The organism is Streptomyces sp. AA4, from assembly GCF_000158875.1.
Classification (GTDB): domain Bacteria; phylum Actinomycetota; class Actinomycetes; order Mycobacteriales; family Pseudonocardiaceae; genus Amycolatopsis.
The window spans coordinates 222,081-237,640 of the sequence record NZ_GG657746.1; the positions used below are offsets into that span (position 1 = coordinate 222,081).

Annotated in this window: 16 protein-coding genes; 12 read left to right on the forward strand and 4 right to left on the reverse strand. The window is 71.3% G+C overall.

Annotation, left to right across the window (positions count from 1 at the left end; translation table 11 throughout):
* Positions 1–612 carry a TetR/AcrR family transcriptional regulator gene (locus tag SSMG_RS01070; RefSeq protein ID WP_009071958.1) on the reverse strand — a complete coding sequence of 204 codons (612 nt, stop codon included), beginning with the start codon at positions 610–612 and terminating at the stop codon, positions 1–3.
* Positions 613–683: 71 nt separating this feature from the next.
* Between SSMG_RS01070 and SSMG_RS01075 the strand changes: the two genes are divergently transcribed.
* Positions 684–1,091 (forward strand): RidA family protein, encoded by a 408-nt coding sequence (locus SSMG_RS01075; RefSeq protein WP_009071960.1) that lies wholly within the window; start codon positions 684–686, stop codon positions 1,089–1,091.
* A 4-nt stretch (positions 1,092–1,095) separates the two neighbouring features.
* Here the strand turns inward: SSMG_RS01075 and SSMG_RS01080 are convergent, their stop codons facing one another.
* The 3 genes from SSMG_RS01080 to SSMG_RS01090 all read right to left on the reverse strand — a co-directional run bounded on the left by SSMG_RS01080 (position 1,096) and on the right by SSMG_RS01090 (position 4,053).
* The gene (locus SSMG_RS01080; protein ID WP_037712177.1) at positions 1,096–1,989 is read right to left on the reverse strand and encodes an HAD family phosphatase; all 894 of its coding nucleotides are present in this window, start codon (positions 1,987–1,989) and stop codon (positions 1,096–1,098) included.
* A gap of 165 nt (positions 1,990–2,154) precedes the next feature.
* Complete coding sequence (locus SSMG_RS01085; RefSeq protein ID WP_050788103.1) at positions 2,155–3,246, reverse strand: DUF5667 domain-containing protein; 1,092 nt, start codon at positions 3,244–3,246, stop codon at positions 2,155–2,157.
* Between the two features lie 96 nt (positions 3,247–3,342).
* Complete coding sequence (locus tag SSMG_RS01090; RefSeq protein ID WP_009071965.1) at positions 3,343–4,053, reverse strand: sigma-70 family RNA polymerase sigma factor; 711 nt, start codon at positions 4,051–4,053, stop codon at positions 3,343–3,345.
* Positions 4,054–4,340: 287 nt separating this feature from the next.
* Here SSMG_RS01090 and SSMG_RS01095 point away from each other — a divergent pair, with 287 nt between their 5' ends.
* The 11 genes from SSMG_RS01095 (at position 4,341) to SSMG_RS01145 (ending at position 15,527) form a co-directional block, all read left to right on the forward strand.
* Entirely contained in the window at positions 4,341–5,840 is a 1,500-nt protein-coding gene (locus SSMG_RS01095; RefSeq protein WP_286156923.1) for an AMP-binding protein, read from the forward strand.
* Between the two features lie 13 nt (positions 5,841–5,853).
* Positions 5,854–6,087, forward strand: a complete 234-nt coding sequence (locus SSMG_RS01100) for a glutaredoxin family protein (protein WP_009071968.1) — start codon at positions 5,854–5,856, stop codon at positions 6,085–6,087.
* A 58-nt stretch (positions 6,088–6,145) separates the two neighbouring features.
* Complete coding sequence (locus SSMG_RS01105) at positions 6,146–7,702, forward strand: molybdopterin-dependent oxidoreductase (RefSeq protein WP_009071970.1); 1,557 nt, start codon at positions 6,146–6,148, stop codon at positions 7,700–7,702.
* Between the two features lie 370 nt (positions 7,703–8,072).
* Positions 8,073–9,134: a redox-sensing transcriptional repressor Rex gene (locus SSMG_RS01110; protein ID WP_286156924.1), complete on the forward strand. Its 1,062-nt coding sequence runs from the start codon at positions 8,073–8,075 to the stop codon at positions 9,132–9,134.
* A complete protein-coding gene (locus SSMG_RS01115) occupies positions 9,135–10,448 on the forward strand; it encodes a glutamyl-tRNA reductase (RefSeq protein WP_009071974.1) in 1,314 nt (437 codons plus the stop codon).
* Positions 10,449–11,396, forward strand: coding sequence for a hydroxymethylbilane synthase (gene hemC, locus SSMG_RS01120; RefSeq protein WP_009071975.1), 948 nt, complete (start codon positions 10,449–10,451; stop codon positions 11,394–11,396).
* Positions 11,397–11,478: 82 nt separating this feature from the next.
* Entirely contained in the window at positions 11,479–13,011 is a 1,533-nt protein-coding gene (locus tag SSMG_RS01125) for a bifunctional uroporphyrinogen-III C-methyltransferase/uroporphyrinogen-III synthase (protein WP_009071977.1), read from the forward strand.
* A gap of 93 nt (positions 13,012–13,104) precedes the next feature.
* Positions 13,105–14,076, forward strand: a complete 972-nt coding sequence (hemB, locus tag SSMG_RS01130) for a porphobilinogen synthase (protein WP_009071980.1) — start codon at positions 13,105–13,107, stop codon at positions 14,074–14,076.
* Between the two features lie 20 nt (positions 14,077–14,096).
* On the forward strand, positions 14,097–14,669 hold the full coding sequence (locus SSMG_RS01135) for a hypothetical protein (RefSeq protein WP_009071981.1): 573 nt from the start codon (positions 14,097–14,099) through the stop codon (positions 14,667–14,669).
* Positions 14,669–15,139 (forward strand): hypothetical protein, encoded by a 471-nt coding sequence (locus SSMG_RS01140; RefSeq protein ID WP_009071983.1) that lies wholly within the window; start codon positions 14,669–14,671, stop codon positions 15,137–15,139. Before SSMG_RS01135 ends, SSMG_RS01140 begins: the two co-directional genes overlap by 1 nt.
* Positions 15,140–15,188: 49 nt before the next feature.
* Complete coding sequence (locus tag SSMG_RS01145; RefSeq protein WP_037712180.1) at positions 15,189–15,527, forward strand: hypothetical protein; 339 nt, start codon at positions 15,189–15,191, stop codon at positions 15,525–15,527.
* Positions 15,528–15,560: the final 33 nt, after the last annotated feature.

Consider the following 15,560-nt stretch of genomic DNA (forward strand, 5'->3'; position numbering starts at 1 on the left):
TCAGCCGGGCAGCCGCCAGCCGCGGCGCACTGAGCGTTCGCAGCGCTGAGGTTCGTCGCCGACGCTGACGAACAGCGCGGTCAGCAAAGGCGCGCCGTGGTCGAGCGTGGTGCGCGGCAAGGGACCGTTGGCGACCAGCGAGACCAGGCCGTGCGCGATGGCCCAGCTTTGCGTGGCGAGTTCGAGTGCGTCGAGGCCTTCGCGGTACCGGCCGGTGTCGCGGCCTCGGGCGGCGGCTTGCACCAGGTATTCGAGGGTGTCGTCGGCGGCTTGGGCGTCTTCGAGCTCGAAGTTGGCGTCGAACATCACGCGGTACAGGTCCGGGTGGTCGAGCGCGTTGCCGAGGTACGCGGAGATCAGCGCGGCGTGGTCGCGCACCGGATCGGCGGACTGGCTGACCTCGGCCATCCGGTGCGCCAAACGGGTAAAACCCTCCTGGCGCAAGGCTTTCCAGAGACCGTCCATATTGTCGAAGTGCGTGTAGACGGCCATCGTCGACACTCCGGTCCCGGCGACGAGCGAGCGCAGGGTGATCGGTTCGCGGGTGCGGAGCATCTGCGCTGCCCGTTCGAGCAGCAAGGTGCGCACTGCCGGATCCTTCGCCCTCGCCATGGCGGCATTCTATAGCATTGCAATGCTATGTTTGAAGGACCGATGATCTTTCCCGGCTTCAGGAGGAGAACATGACTGTCACCCTGGTCAACCCAGCTGCGCTGCCGCAGGTCGGCCTCTACCGCCAGGTGTCCGTCGCGACTGGCTCCAGGACGGTCCGCATCGCCGGGCAGGTGGCGCGGACTGCCGACGGCGGGCACGTCGGGGACGGGGATCTGGCCGCGCAGGTCGAGCAGGCTTACCTGAACGTGGCCGCGGCGCTGGCCGAGGTGGGCGCGACCTTCGCGGACGTCGCGCGGCTGACGGTGTACTTCGTCGAGTGGTCGCCGGAGAAGATGGGCGAGTTCGTCGAGGGCGTGCAGCGCGCGGAGAAGAAGCTGGGCATCGCGATCCAGGCCCCGTTGACGGGGATCGGCGTGGCGTTCCTGGCGGAGCCGGACCTGTTGGTCGAGGTCGAGGCGACCGCAGTCCTGGACTGAAGCCTCAGCGGCGGCGGTACGCCATCCCCGCGGCGACCGCCCCCGCGACCGCGCCCGCGCCGAGTACCGACGGGACTCCGATGCGGGCGGCTTTGCGGCCGGTGCGGAAGTCGCGGATTTCCCAGCCTCGGGCGCGGGCGACGTCGCGCAGGCCGCTGTCCGGGTTGACCGCGACCGCGGTGCCGACGACCGACAGCATCGGGACGTCGTTCTGCGAATCCGAATAAGCCGTGCAGCGCTTGAGGTTCAGGCCTTCGCGCGAGGCGAGCGCGCGGACCGCGTGCGCCTTCGCGCGGCCGTGCAGCATGTCGCCGACCAACCGTCCCGTGTAGACGCCGTCCTTGGTTTCCGCGACCGTGCCGAGCGCGCCGGTGAGGCCGAGGCGGCGCGAGATGATCGCGGCGAGTTCGATCGGCGTCGCGGTGACGAGCCACACGCGCTGGCCCGCGTCGAGGTGCATCTGCGCGAGCGCGCGGGTGCCGGACCAGATCTTGTCCGCCATCAGCTCGTCGTAGATTTCCTCGCTCATCGTGGTGAGCTCCTCGACCGTGCGACCGGCCACAAAGGACAGCGCGCGCTCGCGGTGGGTCTTGATGTCGGCCTTGTTCTCGCGCCCGCCGATGCGGAACTTGACCTGGTCCCACACGAAACCGGCGAGGTCGGCCGAGGTGAAGAACTTGCGCGCGGCGAGCCCGCGCGCGAAGTAGAAGATCGACGCGCCCATCATCATCGTGTTGTCCACGTCGAAGAAGGCGCCCGCGGTGAGGTCGGGCGGCGCGGGCGGAACCGTCGTCGCCAGCTGAGCCGAGGAGGCGGCCGCCTCGGCCGAAGCCTCGCCCGCGAGCGTGGCGAGCCGCTCCAGTTCCTGACTCTTATCCTTGCCACGCCAAGCTGACACGCACACCGCCTCCAGGTTCGGGCACGTCCCGGCGGACGACGCCGACCGGGTCCTGCAGCACAGGGTAGCGACCGGGCGACTCACCCGTTGGAGATGTGGCGGGGACCTCGGACAGGGGTTGCCGGGTTGTGCTGATCACGGCTCGGGGGAGTGGCGAAGGTCGCGTCAGCCGACGACGATCGGCGGGAGCCCGGGCAGCAGCGGCGGGATCGAGACGACCGGCGGGGGCGCGGGCCGGGTCGGGATCCGGGGCGAGGTCGGGGCCGTGATCGGCGGCGGGAAGCTCGGCGGCGCGGGCGGGTGCGGGATCTCGGCCGACGTGCGGGTCGGCGTGGGCGTGCCCGGGCTGCTGAGCGTCGGCGACGAGACCGAGCGCACCGGCAGCGGGGAGTCCGAGGGCGGGACGCTCGTCCCGGGAGCCGGCGGAGGCGGGCTGCTCGGCGTGGAGCCGCCGGGCGACAGCGGTTGCTGCGTGCACGCGCCGCGCGCGGGCAGCAGGCCCAGTTCGTCGGTGGTGCCGGTGGTGATCTGGTAGCAGCTCAGCCGCGAGCCGAGCGCGGAAGTCCGCTGCTGGACCCGGTCGAGCAGGAGACGGGCCTGCCGGAAGTCCTCGAGGGCGGACGCCGGAATGCCGGTCCGCTCCGACTCCAGCTGCCGCGCCTGGCTCTGCGCCCACGCTTCCAGCGAGGTCAGCCGGGTGCGGTTGCCGCTCGTGGTCGCCAGTTCGGTGAGTTCGGCCACGCCCGCGCGGACGTCGTTGCCGAAATCGTGCAGCGCGGTTTCGTACGCCGCCGGGCTGGCGTCGTTCATCCGGCCCAGTTCGGTGACGCGGTTCGCGGCGAACTTCAGGTGCTTCTCGGCCTTGGCTTCGTCGCCGAAGGTCAGGCCGAGCGACGTGACCTCGCCGGCTCGCTTGACGCTGTACAGCGCGTCTCCGGGCAGGGCGTCGCGCGAAAGCAGCAGTGTGAGGCCGCCCAGCCCGAGAATCAGCGCGATGCCCGCGGCGGCGAGGTCGGCCATGCGCGGCCGCCACCGCCGGCGCGGAAGCGGTTCGCCGATGCGGCCTTCGATCTCGGCGCGGATCCGGGCCCGGGTCGCGGGATCGGGCGCCCCGGCTTGGCCTAGTTCGCGCAGGGCGCCGACGAGGGCCAGCTCTTCGGCGAACTCGTCCGCCTGCTGCCGGGAGGAAGCATTGATCGCGTCGTCGAACCGCTCGCTCTCGGTCCGACCACGCGAAAACCACCCGGGCACGCCCACGGTGCTGCTCCGTCTCACCCAACGCCCGGCCCTGACCGCCGGTCTGCGTGAGAAACGATTAAGACGCCGGAAAAGTTACGGCTGTTCGTTGAACGATCAACGCAAGCCGGTGGGCAGCAGCTGCGCGAGCCGCCGGACGGCCCGGTGCTGCAGCGCCTTCACCGCGCCCTCGTTGCGGTCCATGATCTGCGCGGTCTCCGCGACCGACAGACCCTGCAGGAACCGCAGCACAATGCATTCGCGCTGGTCCTCGCCCAGCTCGGCGACGCAGCGCAGCAGCTCGGCCCGGGTCGCGCCCGCGATCGCCTGCTGTTCGGGCCCGGCCTGGGCGGCCGGTCCGACCGGTCCGCCGGGCACGCCGCCCGGTTCGGCGACCTCGTCGGTGACGACCTCGAGCCGGAACCGGCTGGACTTCACGTGGTCGAGGATCAGGTTGCGGGCGATGGTGACGAACCACGCGCCGACGTCGCGGCCCTGGTAGCTGACCGACGTGATCCGGCGCAGCGCGCGCAGGAAGGTCTCGCTGGTGACGTCCTCGGCCAGGTCGCGGTCGCCGAGGCGGAAGAGCGCGTAGCGGTAGACGACGTCGACGTACCGGTCGTACAGCTGGCCGAACGCGGAGGAGTCGCCCGCCTGCGCGGCCCGCACCAGCTCCCACGCCTCGGCCTTCGCGACCTCGGCGGCGTCCGGTTCGGATTCGGCCTTGGGCAGCGGCACGGCGGCCGCGGACGAGCCGAACACGCGGTCGGCGAACATCGCGACCGGACCGCGGTGCGCGGCGGCGGACAGGGTGATCGGACGGGTCATCGGGCGGCACCTCCGGCTGTCCCTGGTGCGGCCGGGCGCGTACCCGAGGGCGTGCGGGCGTGCCGCGGCGCGTGTTCCACACCCTCGTGGACCGGCAGCTTCGGCACGACGACTCCCTTGTTCGGGTCACCCGGCAGTGATCAACGCCACCCGGCGACGCACAGCAGCATACGTGTTGTTACCGCGAAGTAGGTAGTGTCCCGGTCAGGCAGAGGTGCGACGATCTCGCGGCATCCCCATTACGGGTGACAAGATGACGAATCCGCAACGGAACGGGAGGGGTGGGGGTGGACCGGATCAGCACCGCCCACGGCGTCGCCGGCCTGCTCGCCGACGCGGCCGGCCGCTGGCCGGAGCGCACGGCGATCACCGAGACGGGCACGGGCGTCACGCTGACCTGGCGAGAGCTCGACGAGGCGGCGCACGCGCAAGCACGCCGGCTGGTCTCCTCCGGCGTCGAGCCGGGCGACCGGGTGGTGCTGCGGCTCCCCACGTCGGCTGACTTCGCGGTCGCCCTGTTCGCAGTGCTGCGCGCGGGCGGCATCGCCGTGCCGCTGTCCCCGCAGGCCCCCGCGCCCGAACTGGAACGGCTGCTGGAGCATTGCGGCGCGAAACGCGTGGTGCAGCGCGACGACGCCGAACTGCCTGAGGGCGTCACCGGTCTGCCGCCGCGCGGCACCGAGCCGGGCGACCCGGTCGACCTCGCCCGCTCCGGCGAGGACATCGCGGTCATTTCGTACACCTCCGGCACGACCGGGCCGCCGCGCGGAGTGCTGCTCTCGCACCGCGCGTTGCTGGCGAACCTGGCCCAACTGTCCCAAGTGGACGGAGTGACCGAGCACGACGACCGGGTGCTGGTGTCGATCCCGCTCTTCCACGTCTACGGCCTCGGTCCGGGGCTGCTCATGGCGACCGCGGTCGGGGCGACGCTGGTGCTGTCCGAGCGCTTCGAGGCCCGGCGGACGCTCCAGGACTGCGCCGAGCATCGCGTCACGGCGATCACCGGCGTGCCCGCGATGTACAACGAATTCGCCGCGCTCGAACCGGAAGAACTGGCGCACGGGCTGGCGACGGTGAAGCGGCTGACGTCCGGGGCCGCGCCGCTGCATCCGAAGGTGCTCGCGGCGATCCGCGAGGCCGCCGGGCTCGACGTGTACGAGGGCTACGGGCTCACCGAATGCGCGCCGGTGGTGACGTCGACGCTGGTCACCGGCTATCCGAAGCCCGGCTCGGTCGGGCGGCCGCTGCGCGGGATCGAGCTGCGGCTGGTGGATTCCGACGGGTCCGCGGACGAACTGCCGCTCGACCCCGACGAGCCGGACGACGTGTTCGAGGAGGGCGGCAGCACCGGGCTGGTGTCGGTGCGCGGCGCGAACCTGTTCTCCGGGTACTGGCCGGACGGCGCGCACGGGCCGGACGCGGAAGGCTGGTTCCGGACCGGCGACGTCGGCTACCTCGACTCAGACGGCGACCTGCACCTGGTCGACCGGGCCAACGACTTGATCATCGTCAACGGCTTCAACGTCTTCCCGCACGAGGTCGAGGAAGTGATCTCGCAGCTGCCCGGGGTGGCCGAGGCCGCCGTCGTGGGCGTGGTCGACGAGCGAAGCGGCGAAGCGGTGAAGGCGGTTGTGGTGCCGGCGGAGGGCGCGGCGTTGTCGGAACAGCAGGTAGTGGACCAGTGCGCCGCGAATCTCGCCGGCTACAAGGTGCCGCACACCGTCGAGTTCGCCGAGACGTTGCCGCATTCGGCGACCGGGAAGCTGCGCCGGCTGAAGCTGCGCTGATTAGGCTGGTCCCGTGCACAAAGTGACCGTGATGAGCCGCGAAGGATGCCACCTGTGCGAGGTGGCCGAGGCGGACGTCGCGCGGATCTGCGGCGAGCTGGGCGTGCCGTGGGAAACCGCGGATGTCGACAGCGACCCGGAATGGCAGGCCGAATACGGCGACCAGGTGCCGGTGATCCTGATCGACGGCGTCGAGCACGGGTACTGGCGCGTCGAGGAAGAACGGCTGCGCGCGGCACTGCGGTAAGCAACCCGTAACCGCTTCGAACGGGCCAGATGCGGCCGCACCCGCCGAAGATGGTGGGGTGAGTGCGTTGAAAGAAGCCCCGCCGACCGCCCGGCCGCGCCTGTCGCTGGGCATCGCGACGTTCATCGGCCTGGTCTCGCTGGCCGTCGCGCTGGGCGTGGGGCATCTGGTCGCCGGATTCGTCGGATACAGCGCGTCGCCGTTCGTCGCGGTCGCGGATTTCGTGATCGCGCACAGTCCGCACGCCGTCGTGGTGTGGGCGGAGCAGACGATCGGGACCGCCGACAAGACCGTGCTCAAGATCGGCCTGGCCGTGGTGCTGCTCGGGTTCGCGGTGCTGGCCGGACAGCTTTCGCGCAGTCGTCCGCTGCCGGGCCAGCTGCTGGTGGTCGTGGTCGGCGCGTTCGGCATCTACGCGGTGTTCGAGCGCACGGACGTCGGACAGCTCGCGTTGCTGGCTCCGGTGCTGGCGCTGGGTGCTTCGCTGCTGGTGTTCAGCTGGCTGCATCGCCGGGCATTGCCGCCGGAAACCGAACCGCGGCAAGGACTCAACCGTCGTCAGGTCTTGCAGCGCGGCGCGGGAATCGCGGCCGGCGCGGGCGTGGCGGCGATCGTCGGCGAAGTCGTGGCCACGACCGGCAGCGCGACCGGCTCGCGCGCGTCGATCGGGCCGCTGGTCGCAGCGAAGAAAGCCCCGCCGCTGCCGCCGGACGCGGACTTCCACAAACTCGGTTCGCCGCCGTTCATCACGCCGAACGGGAGCTTCTACCGGATCGACACCGCGTTCGTCGTGCCGCAGGTGCGGGCCGAGGACTGGACGCTGAAGATCCACGGCATGGTCGACCGCGAGGTGAGCTTCTCCTACGCGGACATCCGGAACCGCCCGCTGGTGGAGCGGACCGTGACGCTCACCTGCGTCTCCAACGACGTCGGCGGCGACCTGATCTCCACCGCGAACTTCATCGGCGTGGACCTGGTCGACCTGCTCGACGCGGCGGGCGTGCACGCGGGCGCGCAGCAGATGTACGCGACGAGCGTCGACGGGTTCACCTGCGGCACCCCGGCCAACGTCGCGCTCGATCCGGCCCGCGGCGCGATGCTGGCGATCGGCATGAACGGCGAGCCGCTGCCGGTCGAGCACGGCTTCCCGGCGCGGATCGTGATCCCGGGGTTGTACGGCTACGTCTCGGCGACCAAATGGGTCACCGACCTGGAGTTCACCACCTGGGACGCGCGCCAGGCGTACTGGCTGCAGCGCGGCTGGGCGGAACAGGCCCCGATCAAGACCGAATCGCGGATCGACGCGCCGGCCAGCGGGACGTCGGTGCGCGCGGGCAAGGTCCGGGTCGCGGGGACGGCGTGGGCGCAGCACGTCGGGATCGCGAAGGTCGAGGTGCGGGTGGACCAGGGCGCGTGGCTCCCGGCGACGCTTTCGGCCGAGGTCAACAAGGACACCTGGCGGATGTGGTGGGCCGAGGTGCCGGTCCCGCCGGGCAGCCACACGGTGACGGTGCGGGCGACGGACCAGTCCGGGTACACGCAGACGGACCACCCGGCGGACCCGGTTCCGGACGGCGCGACCGGGTGGCACACGGTGCCGTTCACCGCCGCCTGAACCTGCTCGTCTTCTACGCGGCCGCGAGCGGGGTTGTGCTTCTGGTCATGCGGATGACCAGTGACTTTGTGCATGCGTTCACAAGTGGACTACCGTAGGAACCCGTCCCCGCGAGGACCGGCATCGAACCGGACGGAAGCTGCGGGGTCAAGGGTTGGTTTTCCACTGCCGGTCGAGGCAGGTGGGGGACAGCGCGGGCACGAAGCCGGATTGAGGAGAAGTCAGCGTGGTGACACAGCGGGGCGGGCGCGGCGGTGCCGAACCGCCGGCCACGCCTCCCCGCGACGAATCCGGGGGTGCCGAATCCGCGCCGCCGGCCGCTCGCCGGTCCGGTGGACGGCACGCCGCGGGCAGTCGCCGTCGAGCCACGGTGAGCGAGAACGGCTTGGCGCGCAACGGAAACTCCGCCGCGGACCCGGAGAATGGGCACGACCAGGTCGCGGGCGGTGGAGAGCACGCTGCGGGCAATGGGCGAGTCAACGGCAACGGCCGCGCCAGCCGGGCAGCCGCCCGAGCCGCCGCCGAAGCCCAGGCTGAAACCCCCGCGGACAGCGAAGCCAAACCCCGCACCCGCCGCGCCGCCCGGACTCCCCGTCCCGCGCCCGACGCCGACAACGCCCCGACCGCCGAGATGCCCGCCGTCTCCGACGCGGAGGACACCGCGGTCCGCGCGAAGCAGATCCCGGAGGCCGCCGTCGCGCGGCTGGCCGTCTACCTGCGGATCCTCTCCGGTTTGGCCGAGCAGGGCGCGACCACCGTCTCCAGCGAGGAACTCTCCGCCGCGGCGGGCGTGAACTCCGCCAAGCTCCGCAAAGACCTCTCCTACCTGGGCTCCTACGGCACCCGCGGCGTCGGCTACGAGGTGCAGGTGCTCGTCAGCCAGATCGAGCGGATCCTCGGCCTCACCCGGCAGCACCGCGTCGCCGTGGTCGGGATCGGCAACCTCGGCCACGCCCTCGCGAACTACGGCGGCTTCCCCGGCCGCGGCTTCCCGGTCGAGGCGCTCTTCGACCTCGACCCCGACCTGATCGGCGTCCCCGTGGGGGGTCTCCCGGTCTCGCACATGGACGACATTCCTCGCGTTTGCTCCGAACGGGAGATTTCCGTGGGGATCATCGCCACACCTCCTACCGCCGCGCAGTCGGTGTGCGACAGGCTGGTGGCAGGCGGCGTCCAGTGCATCCTCAACTTCGCGCCGGTAGTGCTCCAGGTGCCGGCACACGTCGAGGTCCGCAAGGTCGACCTGGCTGTCGAACTGCAGATCCTCTCGTTCCACGTGGCCCGGCGCGCCGACAGCGCGGCGAGCACGGGGTCCGCTGGGGAAAACCAGGGGAATCCCGGGTTACCCGGAACCGGCGGGGCCGCCGACAATGGCAACGGCGGACGTAACGGCGCCGGCACGGACGGCGGTCTCGGAATGGTGGTGCGCTGAATGAGCGTGTTGGCGGTCGGGCTCTCCCATCGCAGTGCGGATCTCGGCACGCTCGAGCGTGCGGCGATCCCCGCGGACGAGCTGACCAAGGTCCTGCACGACCTGCAGCAGGCCGAGCACATCAGCGAGGTCATGCTCGTCTCGACGTGCAACCGCATCGAGGTCTACGCCGTGGTCGAGACGTTCCACGGCGGCGTCAACGACGTCTCGGAGGTGCTCTCCCGCAAGGCCGGGATGGAGCCCGCCGAGCTGTACGACAGCCTGTACGTGCACTACGCGGGCGCGGCCGTCGAGCACCTGTTCTCCGTCACCTCGGGCCTGGACTCGATGGTGGTCGGCGAGACGCAGATCCTCGGCCAGATCCGGTCCGCGTACGCGACCGCGCGCGACGCCGGCACGGTCGGCCGCACGCTGCACGAGCTGATCCAGACCACGCTGCGCGTCGGCAAGCGCGTGCACTCCGAAACCGGGCTCGACCAGCTCGGCGCGTCCGTCGTGTCCGAGGCGCTGGCCGCCGCGGGGGACATCGCGGGCAAGCACGCGCTGATCGTCGGGGCCGGTTCGATGGGCGCGCTCACCGCCTCGCAGCTGCGCAAGGCCGGGATCGCCGAGATCACCGTGGCCAACCGCACCGAAGCCAACGCCGTCCGGCTGGCCGAGAAGGTCGTCGCGGAGGGGATCCCGGCCCGTTCGGTGCCGCTGTCCGCCCTCGCCGAGGCGGTCGAGCTGGCCGACGTCGTCGTGGCGTGCACCGGGGCGCAGGACGCGGTCTTCCTCGCCGGGCACGTGCCCGCGCGCGCCGGGCGTCCGCTGGTCGTCTGCGACCTCGGGATGCCCAAGGACGTCGACGCCGCGGTCGCCGAACTCGCCGACGTCACCGTGGTCGACCTGGAGACGATCCAGCGCCGCATGCGCGACGCGGGAGCCCCGACCACCGAGCGGCAGACCGCCAAAGCCAACGGCATCGTGCTCGACGAGGTGCGCGAGTACCTCGCCGGACAGCGCAGCGCCGAGGTCACGCCCACGGTCACCGCGCTGCGCAGGCGCGCGGCCGAGGTGGTGGACGCGGAGCTGCTCCGCCTGGACAACCGGCTGCCGGAACTCGACAGCCAGGTTCGCGAAGAGGTCGGCCGCACGGTTCGCCGCGTGGTCGACAAGCTGCTGCACGCGCCGACGGTGCGGGTCAAGCAGCTGGCCGCCGAGACGGCCGACACCGACTACGCCAACGCGTTGCGGGAACTGTTCTGCCTCGACCCGCAGGCTCCTGCGGCCGTGGCGAGCCCGACAGCGCCGGACACCGAGAAGAAGCGGTAAGTGACCAGAGTCATTCGCATCGGCACGCGGGGCAGCAAGCTCGCCCTCGCGCAGACCGGCATCGTCGCCGACACCATCCGCGCCACCGGGGCGGAGGTGGAGATCGTCACGGTCACCACCCCCGGCGACCTCTCCAGTGCGCCGATCTCGCAGATCGGGGTCGGCGTGTTCACCTCGGCGCTGCGGGAAGCGTTGCTGCGCAACGAGATCGACGTCGCCGTGCACTCGTACAAGGACCTGCCCACCGCACCCGAGGCCGGCCTCGTGCTGGCCGCGGTGCCGCCGCGCGAGGACCCGCGCGACGCGCTGATCGCCCGCGACGGCCTCACCCTCGGCGAGCTTCCGCCGGGCGCGAAGGTCGGCACCGGCGCGGCGCGGCGGATGGCTCAGCTGCGCGCGCTGGGTCTCGGTTTGGAAATCGTGCCGATCCGAGGCAATATCGATACCCGCATGCGCAAGGTGACCGACGGCGAGCTGGATGCCGTGGTCCTCGCGCGTGCCGGACTGGCCAGGGTCGGCCGGGTGGACGAGATCACCGAAACCCTCGACCCGATCCAGATGCTGCCCGCCCCCGCGCAGGGGGCGCTGGCGCTGGAATGCCGGGCCGCCGACGTGGACATCGAGCACCTGCTCGCGTCCGCGGTGGACGACGAGACCACGCGGGTCGCGGTGACGGCCGAACGGGCTCTGCTCGCCGCGCTCGAAGCCGGGTGCAGCGCGCCGGTGGGCGCGCTCGCCGAGATCGTCGAGGACCTCGACGACGAGGGCGCGGTGGTGGAACGGATCTCGCTGCGCGGCACCGCTGCCGTCGAAGGCGAGAACGGCGGCGTCGACATGGTCCGGGCTTCCGCGATCGCCGGGATCGGCGAGGCGGAGAAGCTCGGCCGGGAGCTGGCCGCCGAACTGCTTGACCTGGGTGCCGGGGCGCTGCTCGGCCCCGCGCTGTGACGCCAGCCGTCACCGACCCGCACGACCTGCCCGACACCAGCGGCCGGAGCACCGGCCGCCCAAGAGGAGAAGAACACCAACGATGACCCCTGCTCGCAAGACCGCCGGGCGCGTCGCCTTCGTGGGCTCGGGCCCCGGGGACGCCGGGCTGCTCACCGTCCGCGCCCAGGAACTCCTGGCCAAGGCCGAGGTCGTGGTGACCGACCCGGACGTGCCCGCCAGCGTGCTCGCCTTCGCCTCCCCCGACGCCGAGGTCCGTCCCGCCGTCGGCGAACCGTCCGACGTCGCGAAGGACCTGACCGCCGAGGCCAAGGCAGGCCGGCTCGCGCTGCGGCTGGTCTCCGGCGACCCGCTGACCAGCCCGGCCGTCGTGGCCGAGGTCCAGGCCGTCGCTCGCACCTCGGCCGTGTTCGACGTCATCCCGGGCGTCGCGCCGGGCACCGCGGTGCCGGCGTACGCGGGGGTCGCGCTCGGCGGCACCTACACCGAGGCGGACGTCCGCGGCGAGGTCGACTGGGGCGCGCTGGCCGCGGTCCCCGGCCCGATCGTGCTGCACGCGACCTCGGCGCACCTGGCCGAGGCGGCGAGCCAGCTCACCGAGAAGGGGCTGGCTCCGACCACCCCGGTCGCGGTCACCGCGAACGGCACCATCAACACCCAGCGCACGCTGGACACCACCCTCGCCTCGGTCGCGAACGACGCGGGCGAGCTGGTCGGCCCCCTGGTCGTGACGGTCGGGCAGGCCGCCGGGCAGCGGTCGAAGCTGTCCTGGTGGGAGTCGCGGGCGCTGTACGGCTGGAAGGTCCTGGTGCCGCGCACCAAGGAGCAGGCGGGCGAGATGGCCGAGCGGCTGCGCGGCCACGGCGCGACCTCGCACGAGGTGCCGACCATTTCGGTCGAGCCGCCCCGCAGCCCGGCGCAGATGGAGCGGTCGGTCAAGGGCCTGGTCGACGGCCGGTACCAGTGGATCGTCTTCACCTCCACCAACGCGGTGCGCGCGGTGTGGGAGAAGTTCGAGGAGTTCGGTCTCGACGCGCGCGCGTTCTCCGGCGTGAAGATCGCCTGCGTCGGCGAATCGACGGCGGCGAAGGTGCGGTCGTTCGGGATCATCCCGGAGCTGGTGCCGACTGGCGAGCAGTCGTCCGAGGGGCTGCTGGCCGAGTTCCCGCCGTATGACGACGTTTTGGACCCGGTGAACCGGGTGCTGTTGCCGCGGGCGGACATCGCGACCGAGATTCTGTCGGCTGGTCTGGTCGAGCGTGGTTGGGAAGTCGACGACGTCACGGCTTACCGGACTGTGCGGGCCGCGCCGCCGCCCGCGGAGACTCGCGAGATGATCAAGACCGGCGGGTTTGACGCGGTCTGTTTCACCTCGTCGTCGACCGTGCGGAACCTGGTCGGGATCGCCGGGAAGCCGCACACGCGCACGCTGGTCGCGTGCATTGGGCCGAAGACCGCCGAGACCGCGGTGGAATTCGGTCTGCGAGTGGACGTCCAGCCGGAGAAGGCCGACGTGCCGCACCTGGTGGACGCGCTCGCCGAGCACGCCGCCCGGCTTCGTGCGGAGGGCGCGTTGCCGCCGCCGCGCAAGGCCAAGCGCACCCGGCGCAGCTGAGGTTGTTGTCCGTGAAGGGCTCCTTGAGGGAATCAGATTCCCTCAAGGAGCCCTTCACGGCTTTCCGGGGAGGCGCGGGAGTACCTTGGAGGGGTGTTCCCTGAGCAGCGACCCCGCAGGCTTCGTACTACTCCGGCAATGCGCAGGTTGGTCAGCGAGACCACGTTGCGGCCACGGCAACTGATTCTGCCGATGTTCGTGGCGGAGGGTCTTGATGCGCCGCGGCCGATTGCCAGCATGCCTGGGGTTGTGCAGCACACTCGCGACACCTTGCGCAAGGCCGCTGTCGACGCGGTTAACGCTGGGGTCGGCGGGCTGATGCTCTTCGGTATTCCGGAGAAGCGGGATGCGCAGGGCTCTGGCGCGGTGGACGAGAAGGGCATTCTCAACGTCGCGTTGCGGGATCTGCGCAGCGAACTCGGCGATTCCACCGTGTTGATGGCGGACACCTGCTTGGACGAGTTTACCGACCACGGGCACTGTGGCGTGCTCGACGCGGACGGTGTGGTCGACAACGACGCCACGCTCCGGCTGTACGCCGAGATGGGGGTCGCGCAGGCGGAAGCCGGGGCGCACGTGCTCGGGCCGAGCGGGATGATGGACGGGCAGGTCGGCGTGATTCGCCGGGCCCTCGACGAGGTCGGGCACAGCGAGACCGCGATTCTGGCCTACTCGGTCAAGTACGCCAGCGCGTTCTACGGGCCTTTCCGCGAGGCCGTCGACTCCCAGCTCAAGGGCGACCGCAAGACTTACCAGCAGGACCTCGGCAACGCGCGCGAGGCGATGCGCGAGCTCGAACTCGACCTCGCCGAGGGCGCGGACATGGTCATGGTCAAGCCTGCTCTGTCCTATTTGGACATCATCAAGGCGGCCGCGGACATCTCGCCGGTTCCCGTCGCGGCGTACAACATCTCCGGCGAGTACGCGATGGTCGAGGCGGCCGCGGCGAACGGCTGGCTCGAGCGTGAGCGCACGGTCCTCGAGGTGCTGACGTCCATCCGTCGCGCGGGGGCGGACCTGATCTTGACCTACTGGGCGGCCGAGGCCGCGACCTGGCTGGACTGAGCCCGGGTAGGGTCTTTCGGGTGGCCGAGAAGGACAAGAACACCCCGAAGCCAGCCGAGGTGACCCCGGACGATCTTTCCGGGCTCACCGACGACGAGCGCCGCAAGCGCGGGCGCGCGCCGGATCCGGTGCTGCCGGGGCAGATCGCGCCGAAGGCCAAGCCGCCGACGCCGGTGCACGTCGCGTTCGTGCTCGCGATCGTGGCCGTGGTGCTCGTGGTGATCGGGCAGGTCGTCACCGTCTTGCTCAAGCAGCAGCTGGTCGACCACGCGATCGAGCAGGTGCGCCAAAGCGGCCAGAAGGTCGACCCGGCACAGGTGCAGGCCAACGCCAACGTCCTCGTCTGGGCCATGCTGATCGGCGCGCTGTGCTTCGGCGCGCTGCTCGTGCTGTTCGCCTGGAAAGCCCGCGAGGGCACGCGGTCGGCGCGCAGCATCGCGACGCTGCTGGCGGTGCTCGGCGTCGTGTTCGAACTCGGCGTAGTCCGCAGCATTTTCGCGCTCGCCGCTTCGCTGGCGCTGGTCGTCATGCTGATCCTGCTGTACCTGCCGAAGGTCGCGGACTATTTCCCGAAGGTCGGCAAGAACCTGTAATGGCGGCGAGGACGCTGTACTCCGAGGCCGGTGTCGGCTGGTCGGCGCTGATCTGGGGCCCGCTGTTCGCGCTGCTGGGCGCGCTCGCCGAACTGGCCACCGGCGGGCCGACGCACGTCGTCGGCTGGGTGCTGATCGGGGCCGCGTTGTGCGGGCTGACGCTGCCCTGGGTTTACGCGCGGCGGCGGTTTCTTTCGCTCGAGGTCACCACCGAGGGGCTGCGGCAAGGGCGGGAGACGCTGGCCGCCGAGCGGATTGCCTCGGTGACCGACGTCGGCGCCCCGGTCGGGACGCGCGTGCTCGGCGGCGGCTGGTCGGTGCCGCGGAAGTACGACGAGCTGCCGGTCGAGCTGACGGACGGCACGGTGGTGCTCGCCTGGGCCCGCGACGTCGAGGCGCTGAAGTCCGCGCTCGCGGAGCTGGCCGCGAAGAACCGACCCGAGGAACAGGCCGATGACTCCCGGAACTGAACCCCCACGAGGGACGCGGAACGGCGGCGAACCTGAAAGGCTGGACCCCGTGATCGACCTACCCCAGCCGACCGGAGCCGGGCTTTGGCCGCCGGAGGAAATCCAGCCGCAGACGAAGCTCAACCAGCCGTGGCGCGCGTTCGTCGCGCTCGGCGAGGTCGTGGCGGCCGCAGCGGTGCTCTGGATCGCGTTCGCGCTGTGGCACGCCGGGGTCGTCCCGGTCGTCACCACGGCGGGCGACGGCACCCCGTTGCCGTCGCAGCGGTACCTCGGCGGACACATCGCCGGGGCGCTCGGCCTCGGCACGCTGTCCGCGGTATTGGTCGTGGACGCGGTCCGGCAATTGCTGCTCGCGGTGCGGGCGCGGCACAAAAAGAAGAAGGACTGATTACACAGCTGGCCCACAGGGAACCAACAGCTG

Bases quoted from the DNA above. Each gene is read 5' to 3' on its own strand.
- SSMG_RS01070 (WP_009071958.1), bottom strand. From the start codon at position 612: ATGGCGAGGGCGAAGGATCCGGCAGTGCGCACCTTGCTGCTCGAACGG.
- SSMG_RS01075 (WP_009071960.1), top strand. From the start codon at position 684: ATGACTGTCACCCTGGTCAACCCAGCTGCGCTGCCGCAGGTCGGCCTC.
- SSMG_RS01090 (WP_009071965.1), bottom strand. From the start codon at position 4,053: ATGACCCGTCCGATCACCCTGTCCGCCGCCGCGCACCGCGGTCCGGTC.
- SSMG_RS01115 (WP_009071974.1), top strand. From the start codon at position 9,135: ATGAGCGTGTTGGCGGTCGGGCTCTCCCATCGCAGTGCGGATCTCGGC.
- SSMG_RS01125 (WP_009071977.1), top strand. From the start codon at position 11,479: ATGACCCCTGCTCGCAAGACCGCCGGGCGCGTCGCCTTCGTGGGCTCG.
- SSMG_RS01140 (WP_009071983.1), top strand. From the start codon at position 14,669: ATGGCGGCGAGGACGCTGTACTCCGAGGCCGGTGTCGGCTGGTCGGCG.